Origin of the sequence: Nocardia sp. NPDC049526, assembly GCF_044465765.1 — a bacterium.
Lineage (GTDB): Bacteria > Actinomycetota > Actinomycetes > Mycobacteriales > Mycobacteriaceae > Nocardia.
Map to the genome: position 1 here is coordinate 407,912 of NZ_JBITMA010000008.1, position 18,497 is coordinate 426,408.

2 protein-coding genes (both running past the window's edge) are annotated in these 18,497 nt (G+C 66.7%); both read left to right on the plus strand.

The annotated features are described in order from the left end of the window. A protein-coding gene (locus ACIBW7_RS26455; RefSeq protein WP_397050685.1) for a non-ribosomal peptide synthase/polyketide synthase crosses the window boundary here: on the plus strand, positions 1–3,198 show its 3' portion. The gene continues 14,436 nt to the left of window position 1, outside the view; only the last 3,198 of its 17,634 coding nucleotides appear in the window; its start codon lies beyond the left edge, outside the window; it ends in the stop codon at positions 3,196–3,198. Beyond that, positions 3,198–18,497 carry the 5' portion of a non-ribosomal peptide synthase/polyketide synthase gene (locus ACIBW7_RS26460; protein WP_397050687.1) on the plus strand. The gene runs 9,870 nt beyond the window's last position, so only the first 15,300 of its 25,170 coding nucleotides appear in the window; it begins with the start codon at positions 3,198–3,200; its stop codon lies off the right edge, out of view. Before ACIBW7_RS26455 ends, ACIBW7_RS26460 begins: the two co-directional genes overlap by 1 nt.

Consider the following 18,497-nt stretch of genomic DNA (forward strand, 5'->3'; position numbering starts at 1 on the left):
ATCGCGTACGTCATCGAGACGGCCGCGCCCGTGTGTGTGCTCACCACGTCACGCGATGGTGTGCCCATCGAAATATCCCTTCCCGCAATGGAAGTGGATCGACTCGAGTTGGTTGATTACGCGGCGACTCCGATTTCGGATGACGAACGGGTGCGATCTTTGCGGCCCGAGCACCCGGCATATGTGATCTTCACATCCGGTTCGACCGGACTGCCCAAGGGCGTCACCATTTCGCATGCGGCGATCGTCAACCAATTGGCCTGGCTGCGTGACCGATTCGCACTGGGGCCACACGGGAGTGCGCTGCTGAAGACCCCGGCGACCTTCGACCTGTCGGTGTGGGAGTTCTGGTCGGTATTGACGACGGGTGGTCGCTTGGTGGTGACCGAGCCCGGCACCGAGCGCGATCCGGACCGGTTGCGGGCCCTGATCGAACGGCATGCGGTGACGGTGTTGCACGCCGTACCGTCGTTGGTCGGCATGCTGCTCGCGGTATCGGATGCGCCGCTGCCGAAATCACTGCGGCAGGTGCTCGCCATCGGTGAGGCGCTGCCGCCCGCCACCGCGACCGAATTCCGTCGTCGGGCCGGACAATCCGGCGCGCGTCTGTTCAACCTGTACGGCCCGACCGAGGCAGCCGTGTCGATCACCGCTTTCGAAGTCGATGCGGACCCGACCCATACCGTGCCGATCGGCGCGCCCGCCTGGAACAGTCGGGTCTACGTGCTCGATGCGCGGCTGCAGCCGGTCCCGGTGGGTGTGCCCGGCGAGTTGTATTTGGCCGGCGCGCAATTGGCACGCGGCTATCAACGCAGGCCCGCGCTGACGGCGGACCGTTTCATCGCGGATCCCTTCGCGAGCGCCGTCGGCACGACGATGTACCGGACCGGCGATATCGTCCGCCGGCGTCCGGAGGGCACGCTGGAATACCTGGAACGCGCCGACTTCCAGGTCAAGATCGGCGGTTTCCGGATCGAGCTCGGCGAGGTGGCGGCCGCACTGCTGCGGCTGCCCGAGGTGCGCGCCGCCGTCGCGGTGGCGCACGCCGGAACTCGGCTTATCGGATACGTTGCGGTGCCGGATTCGACGGCTCCTGCCGAATTGGCCGGTGCGTTGCGTGCGGCGTTGGCTACAGAGCTGCCCACCTACATGGTGCCCGCCGCGATCGTTGTGCTGGAGTCGTTGCCGCTCAATGCCAATGGCAAGGTCGATCGGGCCGCACTGCCCGAGCCGGTATTCACCACGGCTACCTTCCGCGCACCGACCAGTGAGCTGGAGCGCTTGGTCGCGGCCACCTTCGTCGAGGTGATCGCAGCCGAGGAAGCCGTCGGGCTGGATACCGACTTCTTCGCGCTCGGCGGCAATTCGCTGCTGGCGACCCGGCTGGCGGCGCAGCTGGGCTCGACACTCGGAGTGCGGGTCCCGGTGGCCGCGGTATTCGACGCACCGACCGTCGGGCTGCTCGCCGCGCGACTGTCCGAACTCGGGGACGCCGATGCCAGGCCCGTGCTCACTCGGCGTCGCGGCACCGCACCTGCCCCGCTTTCGCCGGCACAGCAGCGGATGTGGGTGCTCAACCGGCTGGCCCCGGACTCCTCGGCCTATAACATCCCCGCGGCGTTGCGTCTGACCGGCGCACTGGATATCGCTGCCCTCGGCGCGGCGATCCTGGATGTGATCGAACGCCACGAAACCCTGCGCACCCGATATCCGGATGCCGAGCCAGAACCGGTGCAGCAAGTGCTGGACGTTGCCGAGGTCGATCTGGAACCGATCCTGTCGGCACAGGGGGATATCGACGCGCGCATCGCCGAATTCGTCGCCGCCGGTTTCGATATCACTTCGGCACCACCGGTCCGCGCGGCGTTGTTCCGCACCGACGTCGACGAGCACGTGCTCGTGGTGGTGCTGCACCACATCGGCGCCGACGGCTATTCGGTCACCCCGATGACGCGGGATCTCATGCGTGCCTACCTCAGCCGAATCGCGGGCGACGCGCCCGACTGGGAGCCATTGCCGATCCAGTACGCCGATTACAGCGTGTGGCAACGCGCGGTGCTCGGCTCCGACCGCAATCCGGACAGCCTGCTGTCCCGGCAACTCGGCTATTGGACAACGGAATTGGCGGGCCTGCCCGAAGTACTTCCATTGCCGACCGATAGACCGCGTCCGGCGCGCCGGGATATGCGTGGTGACGCAGTCGGTTTCGAGGTCGACGCTGTACTCACCGCGCGGTTGGCGGCGGTTGCCCGCGCGCACGACACCACACTGTTCACATTGATCCACAGTGCATTCGCGGTCCTGCTCGCGAAGCTGTCCGCCACCCCGGACATCGCTATCGGCGCACCGGTCGCGGGGCGTGGCGAACCTGAACTCGACGATCTGATCGGCATGTTCGTCAATACCGTGGTGCTGCGCACCGAGGTCGACGCGCGCACCGGCTTCGCGGAGCTGCTTCGGCAGACCAGGGACCGCGATATCGCGGCGCTGTCCCATGCCGACGTGCCGTTCGAGCGGGTGGTCGATGCCGTCGGCCGGGCCGGGTCCAGTGCCTATGCGCCGCTGTTCCAGGTGATGTTCACCTTCCAGAACATGCCGTCCGGCCGCGTCGCGCTGCCGGGGCTCGCGGTCGAGGTGCTCGATCTCGCGCTGGCGGAGGCCAAATACGACCTGCAGCTCACCGGCGTCGAGTTGTTCGACGTGGCAGGGGATCTGGTCGGACTGGATATGCGATTCGGTTACGCGACCGACATTTTCGACGCCGCCACCGTCCGGCTGTTCGCCGAGCGGCTACTTCGGATATTCGAGGTAGTCGCGGATGATCCGGCTATCGCGATTCGCGCCATCGATATTCGCGGCGAACAGTCCCGTGGCGACCGGTCGGACAGTCCGGCGGACCTGCCCGCGCTGATCGCCGCTGCCGCCGAAATCGATCCCGGTGCTGTCGCTTTCACCCACGACGCGCACACGGTGACCTTCGGCGAGCTGGCCGCCAAACTCGCGACGGTCGCCAAAGCCATGGGCGCGACCGCGAAACCGGAAGCGCTCACCAATGTCGCCCTCGCCGGACTGGTGCCCGGCCTCCTGGCCGCTCTCGGCGGCAGTGGTCTCGCCGCCGTCCTGCGGTCCCTGCGCACCGAGGCGCGGGCCGTGCTCTCCAACTCGGATTCGGAAGTCGATTCGGAAGGAATTAATTGATGTCCCAGGCAGAATCGGTCGCATCCAGCAAACTCGGCAATCGTATTGCCGCATATGATCATTCGGCACTGCGCCGGGCGTACGGACTCGACGATCTCCCCATCCTGATCGATAAGGTCGCCGAATTGGATCCGGAGCGGGTCGCCGTGCGGCACTCCGGGACCACCATCACCTACGGTGTGCTGGCCACCGAGATCATGGTGCTGGACGAGGCGATGGGTGGCGGTCTCGGTGCCGACGCACTGGTCTCGGTCGTGGTCTCCAGCCAACTGCCCGCCCTGCTGGAGTCCGGGGACGGCGCACTCGGCACCGTGCTGGAGCGACTGCTCGACGACGCCCTGACAGCGGCAGCCCACGTGCTGCCGTCGATATTCGCGCCGATCGAGACTCTGGTCAGCGAATTCGAGGCACAGGTGCGCCGGACACCGGACGCGGTAGCCCTGGAGGACGCGGCTGCAACGCTGACGTATGCGGAGTTCGACCTCCGGGTGAACGCCCTCGCGCTGCGGTTGATCGACCTGGGTGTCGGCCCGGACAGCCTGGTGGGGCTTGCCGTTCGACGCTCGTTCGACCTGCTGGTCGGCATGTACGCGATCCTGAAGGCGGGCGGTGCGTATGTGCCGATCGATCCGGAGCATCCGGCCGAACGCATCGGTTACGTGCTCGAGGTCGCCGCACCGGTCTTGGTACTCACCACGACCCACGACCAGCCCGAACTCGGACAGGGGATCCCGGTACTGCGGATCGACGAATTCGACACCGTCGAGGCAGGGGCGTCGATCGATGACCGCCCGCGTCCGTCGGCGGACAATACGGCCTACGTCATCTTCACCTCCGGATCGACCGGCCGCCCGAAAGGCGTTGCGGTATCGCACCGTTCGATTCTGGCCAACCTGCGGTGGCGACAGCGGCTGTATCGGCTACGCGGCGACGATGTGGTGCTACAGAAGACGCCGTTCACCTTCGACGTCTCGGTATGGGAATTCTTCTGGCCGTTGCAGGTCGGTGCGCGACTGGTGATCGCGGCACCGGATGGTCATCGCGATCCGGCATATCTGGCGCGCACGATCGCCGAACGCGGCGTCACCGTCGCGCATTTCGTGCCTTCCATGCTCGCGGTATTCGTGGCCGAACCGCAGATCGCAAGTGCGGCACGGACCCTGCGCCTGGTATTCGCCTCCGGCGAAGCGCTACCGGCCGCCACCGCGGCCGCCTTCCGCGATATCAGCGGTGCGACACTGCACAACCTGTACGGCCCCACCGAGGCCGCCGTCGATGTCACCGCGCACGAGGTCACCGCCGCCGACAGCACGACCGTGCCCATCGGCGCGCCCGCCGATGACACCGAATTGCTGGTGCTGGACGACAATCTGCGACCGGTGGCCAGTGGCATCGTCGGTGAGCTGTATCTCGCCGGTGTGCAGCTGGCCCGCGGCTATGTGGCCCGCCCTGGGCTGACGGCCGACCGGTTCGTGGCCAATCCGGAAGGTGCGCCCGGTGACCGGATGTACCGCACCGGCGACCTGGTCCGCTGGCGCACCGATGGCGGCGGCGGCCCGGACGAACTGGAATATCTGGGCCGCATCGACTTCCAGGTCAAACTGCGCGGGCTGCGCATCGAACTCGGCGAGGTCGAGGCGGCGCTGCTGCGCAATGAGCAGGTCGCGCAGGCCGCGGTGCTGCTGCATCGGCATGCGGGCGGCGATCACCTGGTCGGATACGTGGTGGCCGACGGTGACGTCACCGTCGATCCGGCCGCGGTACTGGAATCGACGCGCCGGGACCTACCGGACTACGTGGTGCCCTCGCTCGTGGTTGTCCTCGACGAAATGCCGGTCAATGCCAATGGCAAGCTGGATCGGCGCGCACTGCCGGAGCCGGTATTCGGATCGGCCGCCGCATACCGGGAACCCTCGACCGAGGCAGAGCTGGCCGTCGCCGAGATCTTCGGCCAGCTGCTGGAGACGGATCGGGTCGGCGCGGACGACGACTTCTTCGCGCTGGGTGGCAACTCGCTCATCGCCACCCGCGCCATTGCCCGAATCGGAGCCGCGCTCGGCATTACCGTCGATGTCCGCGATTTTTTCGACCGCCCGACGGTAGCGGCGCTGTCCGGGCTGGCACGGACCGGAGCCGCGCGACCGGCGCTCACGGTAGCCACACGGCCGCAGCATATTCCGCTGTCTCCGGCGCAGCGGCGCATGTGGTTTCTCAACCGGTTCGGTACGCACACCGAATCCGCCTACGTCTTCGATACCGCAGCGGTGGACAATATTCCGGTCGCACTGCGGCTACGCGGCCCACTCGAGGTCACCGCCCTGTCCGCCGCGATCACCGATCTCGTTGCCAGGCACGAGATCCTGCGCACCGTCTACCCGCAGACCGCCGATGGCCCGGCTCAGGTGGTGCGGCCGGTGCATGCCGTATTCGACCTGTCACCGAGCGACATTCCCGAGGCCGAACTCTCCGCCGCCGTATTGGCCGGCGCGGTACAGGGATTCGATGTCACCGAGGAGATCCCGGTGCGGGTGCGGTTGCTGCGCAGCGGACCCGAGGACCACACATTGGTCCTGGTGGTGCATCACATCGCCATCGACGGTGTATCGATGGGACCGCTGATGCGCGATCTCGTCACCGCCTATGCGGCCCGTCGCGCCGGACGCCGACCCGACTGGGCGCCGCTGCCCGTGCAGTACGCGGACTACGCGCTGTGGCAGCGGCAGGTGCTCGGGAGCGAGGACGATCCGGAATCGGTGGCCGCACGCCAGCTCGGATTCTGGGTCGCCGAATTGGCCGACCTGCCCGCACAGCTGGATCTGCCCACCGATCGGCCCCGCCCCGCCGTCGCGTCCTACCGCGGGGCGACCCATGAGTTCGCGATCGACGCGGAGCTACGCCATGCGATCGATGGGATTGCCGCCCGGAGCCGAGCCACGCCCTTCATGGTGGTCCATGCGGCACTCGCGGTCCTGCTCGCGCGCCTGTCCGGCAGCGTCGATATCGCCATCGGCACACCGGTCGCGGGACGCGGCGATCGCGCCCTGGACGACCTCGTCGGCATGTTCGTCAATACCCTCGTGCTGCGTACCGAGGTCCGGGGCGAGCTGAGCTTCGCCGACCTTGTCGCTCATGTGCGCGAGCGCGATCTGAATGCGTTCGCGCACAGTGATATTCCGTTCGAGCGACTGGTCGAGGTGGTGAATCCGGCGCGTTCCCAGGGCAGGCATCCGCTGTTCCAGGTCGCCCTGTTCATGCAGAACATCGGGCCGATCGCGTTGACGATGCCCGGCTTGGATGCTGACCTGGTCGACTTCGATCCCGGCTTCGCCAAATTCGATCTGCAGCTGACACTCTCCGATACCGAGTCCGGCTACCGCGCCGAATTCACCTATGCCACCGACCTGTTCGATACCGCGACCGTGCGCGAGTTCGGCATCAAATTTCTCCGGCTGCTGCGCGCGGCGGTCGCCGATCCGGATATCGCGACCGGCGATATCGAACTTCTCGACGCGGGTGAACTCGATTACGTCACCGCGAGCTGGAATGCCAGCGGGCACAGGGTCGCCGATCGTTTTCTGCACGAAGGTTTCGACAGCCAGGTTCGTCGCACGCCGAAGGCCGTTGCCCTGGCCTCCGATACCGCCGAACTCACCTACACCGAACTGTCCGAGCGGGCCAATCGCCTCGCGCGACTGCTGATCAGCACCGGCGTCGGCCCGGAGGCGCTGGTCGTGCTCGCAATGCCGCGCTCGGTCGAGCTGGTGGTCGCGATGTACGCCGTACTGCGCGCCGGCGGCGCGTATGTGCCGGTGGATCCCGGACATCCGGCCGAACGGATCTGGCACATCCTCGATACCGCCCGGCCGCATTCGGTACTCACCACGCGCGGTACCGGCTTCGCCCTCCCCGCGACCGTGCCGCCGAGCGTGCACCTGCACCACATCGACGAACTGGACCTGTCGGAGTACTCGGCGGCGAAGATCGCCGATCGTGAGCGCCGTGCGTTGCTGCGGCCCGAGCACCCCGCTTACGTAATCTTCACCTCCGGCTCGACGGGCCGACCGAAGGGCGTATCGGTCGAGCACCGCGCCATTGCCAACCAGCTCGCCTGGATGCACGCCGAATATCGGCCGCGCGTCGGCGATGTCTATCTGCAGAAGACCGCGACCACCTTCGACGTTTCGCTGTGGGGATACTTCCTGCCGCTGCGCGCGGGCGCGACCCTGCTCCTGGCCACGCCCGATGGCCACCGCGATCCGCGCTACCTCGCGGAAACCATTGCCCGCCACAGCGTCACACTGACCGATTTCGTGCCATCGATGCTCGCGGTTTTCGCCGCCCATGCCCAAGCGAGCGAACTCGATTCGCTGCGCGATGTTTTCGTCATCGGCGAGGCCTTGCCGCCGGAGACCGTCGCGGCCTTCCACACGGTGAGCGATGCCGCGCTGCACAATCTGTACGGCCCGACCGAGGCGGCCGTATCCATTACCTATCGCGAGGTCACGGTCGACGACGAGCTGGTGCCGATCGGCGAGCCGGAGTGGAATTCCCAGGTCTACGTACTGGATGCGCGACTGCATCCGGCACCGATCGGGGTACCCGGCGAACTGTATCTGGCCGGTGACCAACTGGCTCGCGGCTATCACGGCCGGGTCGATCTCACCGCGGATCGCTTCGTGGCCAACCCTTTCGGCCGAGCCGGTGCGCGAATGTATCGCACCGGGGATCTGGTGCGCTGGAGCGCCGATGGGGAACTGGTCTACCTCGGCCGAATGGACTTCCAGGTGAAGTTCCGCGGTCAGCGCATCGAGCTCGCCGAGATCGAGACGGCACTACTCGCGGTGCCGGAGGTGAGTCAGGCCGCGGTACGGCTGATCGATGGCGATTATCTTGCGGGGTACGTGATTCGCACGCCGGGCAGCGTTTTGGATCTGGATGCCGTCAAGGCCGGGCTGGCCGGGCGTCTTCCTGGATATATGGTGCCGACCGCGCTCGTCGAGCTGTCCGAGTTCCCGCTCAATACCAGCGGCAAGCTGGATCGCAAGGCGCTGCCGGTGCCGGTGCTGCGGCAACAGCGTTTCCGAGCACCGACCAATGCGGCACAACGCCTGGTCGCCGCGGTATTCGCCGAGGTACTGCGGGTGGAACGAGTCGGCCTCGATGACGATTTCTTCGCGCTCGGCGGCAGTTCGCTGGATGCCACCCAGGTCACCGCACGGGCGGGGGAGGCCATAGGCGCGCGCATCCCGGTGCGCGCCCTTTTCGACGCCTCGACGGTCGAGGGATTCGCGGCCGCCGTCGACGCGCTCAGCAGAGCGGGTGCGTCCGCACGGCCGCTGGTGCGGCGCGAGCGTCCGGCACGCATTCCGCTTTCGCCCGCCCAGCAGCGGCTGTGGTTTCTCAACCGGATCGAAACCCAGGACGGCGCCGCAGGCGTTTACCACCTCCCGGTCGTGCTCCGGCTCTCCGGCAGGCTCGATGTCACCGCGCTGGAGCGTGCGGTGCTCGATGTGCTGTCCAGGCACGAATCCCTGCGCACCATCTACCCGGACAGCGAATCCGGTCCGTACCAGTCGATTCTGACACCGGCAGACATCGGCCTGACCCTCGATCCAGCACCTGTCGAACGTGCCGATCTGACGGCAGCCATTACCGCGATCACGACCGCCGGATTCGACGTGACCACCGACCTGCCTTCGCGCGTCGCGCTATTGACCGTCGATCGGGTGGACGACCGGCGCGGCATTTCTGGCGACGAATACGTGCTGGTCTTCGTCGTTCACCACATCTCGGCAGACGCACTTTCGATGACACCGCTGATCACCGATCTGGTACACGCCTACCTGGCCAGATTGACGAGCCGGAGGCCGGATTGGCGCGAGCTGCCGGTGCAGTACGCGGATTACAGCCTCTGGCATCGCGAACTGCTCGGTTCCGAGGACCGGCCGGGTGATCCGGCATACCAGCAATTGCGATTCTGGCGCGCGGCCCTCGACGGTATGCCGACGCAACTCGCGCTGCCGACCGACCGGCCCCGCCCCGCGCTGCCCTCGAATCGTGGTGCCGCAGTGGATTTCGAGATAGATCCCGAGTTGGCCGCCGCCCTGCGCGTACTCGCACATCGCAGCGGCGCAACGCTGTTCATGGTGGTGCACGCGGCCTTCGCGGCGACGATTGCGAGATCGAGCGGCACCGATGACGTAGTGATCGGCTCGCCCGTCGGCGGTCGCGGCGAACGCCAACTCGACGCGCTCATCGGCATGTTCGTGAACACCCTGGTACTGCGCACCCCGGTCGATGCGGCAGCCACCTTCACCGAACTCCTCGCGGGCGTACGCGATTGCGACCTCGCTGCCTTCGCCAATGCCGATCTGCCGTTCGAGCGGCTGGTCGATGCCATGGCCGTGGACCGGAGCGCCGGCGCGCACCCGCTGTTCCAGGTGCTTTTCAGCTTCGGTACGGCACCGCGCATTGTCGCGGGCAGTCGGGCGCTCGAGGTGCCGTGGCTGACGGTGCAACCGCTCGAATCACCGGATACCACCGCGAAATTCGATCTGCACCTGGTGATGAACGAACGCGCCGGTGATCACGGGCTCACCGGCAGCCTGCGCTATGCCACCGATTTGTTCGATGCGGCGACCGTCGCCGCGTTCGTCAGTCGCTTTCGGCGCGTGCTCGCCACTGTGGCGGGTGCGCCGCAGACCCGGATCGGCGAGATCGAGCTGTTGGCTGCGGACGAACGATCGATCTTGGACCGCTGGAACGACACGACGCACGTTGTCGACGAAACCCAGACGCTCGCTTCATTATTCGCCGCGCAAGTGGTGCGCACTCCAGGGGCGCCTGCGCTCACCTTCGAGGGGACAACCCTGTCCTATGCCGAATTCGCCGGACGGGTGAACCGGCTGGCGCGCCGGCTCATCGAGCAGGGCGTTGGCCCGGATTCGCTTGTCGCACTCGGCATGCGGCGCTCGATCGATCTGGTGGTGGGCATATATGCCATCACTGTGGCGGGCGGCGGCTATGTACCACTGGATCCGGACCATCCGGCCGAACGCACCCGCCACATCCTCGATACCGCCGCTCCGCTCTGCGTGCTGACCTCGGGCATGGATCTGGATATCGCCGCCACACAGATCCGTATCGATCGACTCGACCTTTCCGGGTACGCGGCCGCGCCGATTATCGATGCGGATCGGCGCGCGCCGCTGCGGGCCGCCAATACCGCCTATGTCATCTTCACCTCGGGCTCCACGGGTCGGCCCAAGGGTGTCGCGATGAGCCACCGCGGCATCGTGAACCGGCTGCTGTGGATGCAGTCGGCGCAAGTCGCGCTCGACGGCACCGATGCGCTGTTGCAGAAGACGCCGGTGACCTTCGATGTTTCGGTGCCGGAGTTCTTCTGGCCGTTGCAGGTCGGCGCCCGGCTGGTTTTGGCACGTCCGGATGGTCATCAGGATCCGGTGTATCTGGCGGATCTGATTCGGCGCGAGTCGATTACGATCGCGCATTTCGTACCGTCCATGCTCGCTGTCTTCGTCGCGGACGATATCGATGTGCCGACACTGCGGCACGTGCTCTGCTCAGGCGAAGCGCTGCCCGCCATCATCGCGCAGCGGGCGCTGGCGGCTACCGGCGCGCGGGTGCACAACATGTACGGGCCCACCGAGACGGCGGTCGAGGTCAGCGCGTACGAGGTGACCGACAGCGATGGCGGTCAGCTGCCGATGGGCGGGCCGATCTGGAATACCCTCGCGTATGTGCTCGATGCGCGGTTGCGTCGAGTGCCTGTCGGTGTGCCAGGTGAGCTGTATCTGGCCGGTGCGCAGCTGGCCCGCGGCTATCTCGGTCGGGCCGATCTGACCGGTGAGCGGTTCGTGGCCGATCCGTTCGGTCCGGCCGGTACCCGGATGTATCGCACCGGCGATCTGGTCGTCTGGCGAGTGGCCGATCAGCGGGGTGTGCTGGAATTCCTCGGCCGCACCGACTTCCAGGTGAAGGTCCGCGGCCTGCGGATCGAACTCGGTGAGATCGAGTCGGCGTTGCTGTCGGCTGCCGCAATCGCGCAGGCCGTCGTCCTGGTTCGTGACGACCACGGCGACCAACTGGTCGCCTACCTGGTGGCGGACGGTGAACTCGATACCGACAGCATTCGCGCCGAACTCGCGCGGCGGCTGCCCGCCTACATGGTCCCGTCCGCCTATGTCGTCTTGGACGAATTTCCGATCACGACCTCCGGCAAGCTGGATCGAAAAGCATTGCCCGCCCCAGCTTTTGCCGCTGCCGAATTCCGTGCGCCCAGCGATCTCGCGGAAACCCTTGTCGCCGAAACATTCGTCGCGCTGCTCGGCGTCGACCCGGTCGGTGCGGATGACGACTTTTTCGCCCTCGGCGGCAATTCGCTCATCGCCACGCAACTCGCGGCCCGGCTGACCAAGGCAACCGGCGCGGATGTACCCGTGCGCACCGTCTTCGACGCATCGACAGTGCGCGAGCTGGCGCGCCGGATCACGGTCGAACAGGAGGCGGCACCTCCGGCCCTGCCACCGTTGACGGTTCAGGATCGCAATGAGCCGATTCCGCTGTCGATCGCCCAGCAGCGCATGTGGTTCCTGAACCGATTCGACTCCGCGAGTGGCGGATACAACATCCCCTTCGCACTGCGCCTCACCGGTGTGCTGAATGTGCCCGCGCTGGAACGTGCGATTGCCGATGTCATCGCCAAGCACGAGACGCTGCGCACCATCTATCCCGAACACGACGGCGCCGCGACGCAGGTGGTGCTGCCCGCCGGGACCAGGTTGGTGGAACTCGTCGCTCGTGCGGTGACCGCGGCCGAGTTGCCCGAACTCGTCGCCGCCGCGGCTCAGACCGGATTCGATGTCACGACCGAAGTTCCGTTGCGCGTCCGGCTGCTCCGAATCGACGACGGTGACTCCGGCAGCAGGTCCCGTCAACAGGTGTACGTACTGCTGTTCGTCGTGCATCACATCGCCGCCGACGGCTGGTCTTTCGCGCCGCTGACCAGGGATCTTGCCACCGCCTATGTGGCTCGCTGTGCGGATGTCGCACCTTCGTGGAGTCCGCTGGCCGTGCAGTACGCGGACTTCGCGATCTGGCAGCGCGATGCGCTCGGCCGGGCCGACGACACGGGTTCGCTGCTGGCCCATCAGCTGCGGTACTGGACCGGTCGGCTCGCGGGCGTTCCCGAGGTATCGACGCTGCCCACGGACCGGCCGCGGCCCGCGGTAGCCGCCAACCGAGGCGGTGCCATTACCGGCCGTTTGGATCGGGTATTGCACCGGGGCATCCAGGATGTGGCGGCCACCCATCGCGTCACCCCGTTCATGGTGCTGCACGCCGCGCTCGCGGTACTACTGAGCCGCCTGAGTGCGAGCGAGGACATCGTCATCGGTACGCCGGTCGCCGGTCGCGGTGACGAAGCCCTGGACGACCTCGTCGGCATGTTCGTCAATACCTTGGTACTGCGTACCGAAGTGCGCGCCGACGCCACGCTCGGTGAGCTCTTGGCCACGGTCCGTACTGCGGATCTGGCCGCCTTCGAGCACGCCGCGGTGCCCTTCGAACGGCTCGTCGATGTGGTGAATCCCGCTCGCTCGCAGGCACATGCGCCGCTGTATCAGGTGGCGATGACATTGCAGAACCAGTCCAAGCCGGACTTCCGACTGCACCGTTTGAATATTGCCGCGCTCGATATCGGGCCCGCACCGATCCAACTGGATCTGGACTGGACGCTGACTGACCGCTACGACACCGACGGCGCGGCCGACGGCATCGATGTGCACTTGCACTACGCGCTGGATCTCTTCGACGAGGCAACCGTCGACGGATTCCTGGCGGGTTTCGAGCGGGTAATACGCGCCATGGTGCGTGACGTGCGAACACTCGTCGGCAATGTCGAGTTGATGTCGGTGGCCGAACGCGGACTGCTGCTGTCGGATCGCAATGCCACCGCGCGGCTACTGCCTGCCGAGACCCTCGACGATCTGCTGACAGCCCGCGTGGCCGCGACACCCGATGCCGTTGCGGTGATCTTCGAGGACACGTCGGTGACCTACGCGGAACTCGAAGCCAAGGTGAATCACCTTGCGCGTCGGCTCATTTCGGCAGGTGTCGGTCCGGAGACGATCGTCGGACTCGCCGCGCTGCGATCTGTCGACATGCTGGTGGCCGTATTCGCGATCGTGCGCGCGGGCGGTGCTTACCTGCCATTGGATCCGACCCATCCGGCCGACCGGATCGCGCAGGTGATCGACAGTGCCGCCCCGGCTCTGGTGTTGGCCGTCGGCGGCGCGGAACTGCCCGATCTCGGTGACGTCCGCGTCGTCGATCTCACCGATCTCAGCGGCTTCGACACCGCGCCGCGCGCCAGGGCTCCACTGCGCCGCGACAATACGGCGTACGTGCTGTTCACGTCCGGCTCGACCGGCCGACCGAAGTGCGTCGCGGTCACCCACCGCGCCATCATGAACCAGCTGCGCTGGCTCGAATTCCGCTACGGCGTCACCGCAGCCGACCGCATTCTGCAGCGTGCCCCGCTCACCTTCGATGTCTCGGTGTGGGAATGCTTCCTGCCGATCGCGGTCGGTGCACCGCTGGTGATCGCGCGCCCGGGCGGCCACCTCGACCTGGCGTATTTCGCCGGGTTGCTGCGCGAACACGGCATCACCATCGCCGAATACGTGCCGTCGGTACTCGCGGCGCTCATCGGTGAGGGCATGGGTGATGCGCTGCGCTCCTTTCGCCATCTGCACTGCGGCGGTGAGGCGCTCACCCCGGACCTGCTCGCCGCAATTCGCGAACATGCCGGCGGCGCGGTGCACAACGCTTACGGCCCGACCGAGGCGGCGATCTCGGCGATCTATCACGAATTCACCGACGCCGATTCCGGCCGTGATGTCGCGATCGGTCGTCCGTGCTGGAATACCCGCGCCTATGTCCTGGACGCACGGTTGCGGCCGGTCCCGGTCGGTGTCACGGGCGAGCTGTATCTCGCCGGCGACCAACTGGCCCGCGGCTATCACGGCCGCGCCGGGCTGACCGCCGAGCGCTTCGTGGCCGATCCGTTCGGTGTGCCCGGGCGGTTGATGTATCGCACCGGAGATCTGGTGCGCTGGAATCGCGGCGGCGATCTGATCTATCTGGGCCGCAATGATTTCCAGATCAAGTTGCGTGGTCAGCGGATCGAGCTCGGGGAGATCGAGTCGGCGCTGGCCGGGGTGGCGGGCGTGGCGAATGCCGCGGTGATATCGACGCGCGACACCTCCGGCTACGACTGTCTGGTCGGCTACATCAGTGGGGCGGGTCTGTCCTCGGATGCGGTACTCGCGCAGGTGCGCGAGCATCTGCCTGCATACATGGTGCCCGCGCAGCTGGTTGTGCTCGACGATATGCCGCTGACCACGGTCGGCAAACTCGATCGCGCGGCGCTTCCCGCCGTCGAAGTCGCCGGTACCGCAATGGAATTCCGTGCACCGCAGGAAGGCACCGAATCGGTGCTGGCCGCACTGATAGCTGATCTGATCGGTGGCGTGCGGATCGGCGCGGATGACGATTTCTTCGCACGCGGCGGTAATTCGCTACTGGCCATGCGCCTTGTCGCACGAGCGAACGCGGCCTTCGGTAGCGCGCTGACCGTGCGCGAGATTTTCCAGGCCCCGACCGTGGCCGAATTGGCACTGCGGGTGACGCGCGCCGATGTCGCGCGGCCCGCGCTGGCGGCACGAGATCGTCCGGAGCGTATTCCGTTGTCGCTGGCGCAAACTCGGATGTGGCTGCTGAACCGGCTCGATCCCGAATCGGCCGTCTACAACATTCCGATCACCATCCGCCTGACCGGTGCGTTGGACGAAGCAGCGCTGCGTGCCGCACTGGGCGATGTCGTCGCCCGGCACGAGTCGCTGCGCACCGTGTTCCCTGCGGACAGTATCGGTCCCGTGCAGGTGGTGACCGAATCGACCGAATTGGAGCTGCGGCAGGTCGATATCACCGAATCCGACCTCGCCGCAGCGGTTGTCGGCCGCGCGGGCGTCGGGTTCGATCTGCGCACCCGGATACCGGTGCGTGCCACGCTGTTCCGGGTCGCGTCCGACGATCATGTGCTCGTCGTGGTGGTGCACCACATCGCCGCCGACGGTGTCTCGACGGCCCCGCTGGCGCGGGATCTGATGGCGGCATACAGCGCCCGCACCGAAGGTGCGGCACCGCGGTGGCAGCCGCTGCCGGTCCAGTACGCGGACTTCACACTGTGGCAGCACGAAGTGCTCGGCTCGGCCGACGATCCCGACTCCGTCCTGGCCCGCCAGATCGCGCACTGGCGCACCGAACTCGACGGACTCGCCCCGGTGCTCGAATTGCCCGCCGATCGGCCGCGCCCCGCCGTGGCCTCCGGTCGCGGTGCAGCGGTCGAGTTCGCCATCACTTCGGAACTGACTGCCGCGATCGCGGATCTGGCGCGCAAGCACGGGGCGTCGTCGTTCATGGTGCTGCACGCCGCTTATGCGGCACTGTTGGCCCGCCTGGGCCGTGCGGACGATATCGCGATCGGGACCCCCGTCGCGGGCCGGGCCGAGGCGGCGCTGGACGATCTGGTCGGCATGTTCGTCAACACCCTGGTACTGCGCACCGAGGTGGCGGCCGAGGCGACCTTCGCCGAACTGCTCGCCCGGGTGCGTGCCACCGACGTCCGAGCTTTCGCACATGCCGATCTGCCGTTCGAGCGACTGGTCGACGAGCTGAATCCGGTGCGTTCACAGGCGCATTCGCCGATCGTCCAGACATTGCTCACCTTCGAGCACCGCGACGATACGGTGCTGCGCCTACCTGGGCTCGAGGTCGCCGCGTATCCGATCGACAATCAGGTCGCCCAGTTCGACCTGGCGCTCGAACTGGCGGAGGGCGACGGTACCGCGCTGCGTGCGGTCATGCGCTACGCGACGGATCTGTTCGACCGGGCGACGGTCGAATCGTTCGCGGCCCGCTTCGTGCGCTTACTCGAGGCGGTGGTCGCCGATTCCGCCATACGCGTCGGCGATATCGAGCTACTGGACCACAACGAGCTGTCCCTGCTCAATCGATGGAACGACACTTCGTTCGCGATAAACCGGTCACAGACTCTGGTTTCGCTGTTCGAGGAACAGGTGCTGCGGACACCCGACGCGACCGCGGTGACGTTCGAGGGGCCGAGTCCTGCCCACCCGTCGCTCGACCACCACCCCTCATCGAGTCGCCGAGCGACGCTGACGTATGCCGAGTTCGCGGGCCGGGTCCATCGGCTGGCGCGATGGCTGGTCGGGCATGGCGTAGGCCCGGATTCGGTTGTCGCGCTCGGCATGCGGCGCTCGCTCGACTTGGTGGTCGGCATGTACGCGGTCACTGTTGCCGGTGGCGCGTACCTGCCGCTCGATCCCGACCATCCGGCCGACCGGATCGCGTTCGTGCTCGAGACCGCGCGCCCGGCGTGGGTGCTGACCTCGGGGACTGATCTGGAGACTGTTGCGGCACGCCAGGTTCGGATCGATCGTCTAGAGCTGACGAGATACTCACCCGCGGCGCTGACCACAAAGGATCGTCTCGGCGTGCTGTTGCCGGACCACCCCGCGTATGTCATCTTCACCTCTGGTTCGACCGGCCGTCCCAAGGGCGTCGCGGTGTCACATGCCGCGATTGTCAACCGCCTGGTGTGGATGCAGTCCGAGTATGGGCTCCACATCGACGACGCGGTCTTGCAGAAGACCCCCGCGACCTTCGACGTCTCGGTCTGGGAGTTCTTCTGGCCGTTGCAGATCGGAGCGCGATTGGTGCTCGCGCGGCCGGACGGTCACCGGGATCCGGCCTATCTGGCGCGGTTGATCTGCGATGAAGGAATCACCGTCGCGCATTTCGTGCCTTCGATGCTCGCGGTATTCCTAGCCGAACCCCGTGCACGCGAATGCGTCACGCTGAGAGCGCTATTCGCCTCAGGTGAGTCACTGCCCGCGCCGACCGCGCAGCGGGCCGGTGAGCTGACCGGTGCCCGCGTGCACAATCTGTACGGGCCGACCGAGGCCGCGGTCGATGTCACCTTCCACGAGGTGACCGCTGCCGATGCGGAGTCGGTGCCGATCGGCAAGCCGGTATTCAATACCCGATTGCTGGTGCTGGATGCACGGATGCGGCTGGTGCCGGCGGGTGTGCCCGGTGAGTTGTACCTCGCAGGTGCGCAGTTGGCGCTCGGCTATGTACGTCGGCAGGCGCTGACCGCTGAACGTTTCGTCGCGAATCCTCTTGGCGGCGTGGGGGAGCGGATGTATCGCACCGGTGACCTCGTCCGGTGGACTGCGAACGGCGAGCTGGAGTACCTGGGCCGTACCGACTTCCAGGTGAAGCTGCGCGGGTTGCGCATCGAACTCGGCGAGATCGAATCCGCGCTCACCGCACTGGATGTCATCGACCAGGCCGTCGTCGTGGTGCGTAGCGACGAGCGCGTCGGCGATCAGTTGGTCGCTTACCTGGTTGCCGACCTCGCAGTCGATATCGACGACGTGCGCGCGGAAATGGCCGCCGCACTGCCCGGTTATATGGTGCCCTCGGCCTTCGTCGTGCTGGATGCCTTCCCGCTCAATACCTCGGGCAAGCTCGATCGCACCGCGCTGCCCGCTCCCGTATTCGAGACCGCGACCTACCGAGCTCCCTCGACCGAGACCGAACAGACCGTCGCCGAGATCATGGGCGAACTGCTCGGCATCGAGCGAATCGGTGCCGACGACAACTTCTTCGCACTCAGCGGCAATTCACTGATCGCCACCCAGCTGGCCAGCCGGATCGGTGCCGCGCTGGATGCCGAAGTCCCCGTGCGGATCGTGTTCGAGGCACCGACCGTCGCCGGAATAGCCACCCGCGCCGCCCTGCTCACCGGCACCGGCGCTCGTCCGATGCTCACCGCGCGCCAACGCCCCGACCTGATTCCGCTCTCGCCCGCACAGCAACGGATGTGGTTCCTCAACCGCTTCGATCCCGGCGAGACGGTGAACAATATTCCGGTCGCGATCCGGCTCACCGGAGATCTCGACACCGATGCGCTCGCCGCCGCGCTGGCCGATGTCGTCGCCCGGCATGAAACCCTGCGCACCGTATACCCGGATATCGATGGCACCGGTTTCCAGCGGATTCTGGCCACGACGCACATGCCCGAAATCGTCGAGCTGGGTTCGTCGGCACTGGTAGACCTGGTTGCCACACCTTTCGACGTCACTACTGAAATACCGCTGCGCATCGGCCTGGCCACCCTGTCGGATCGC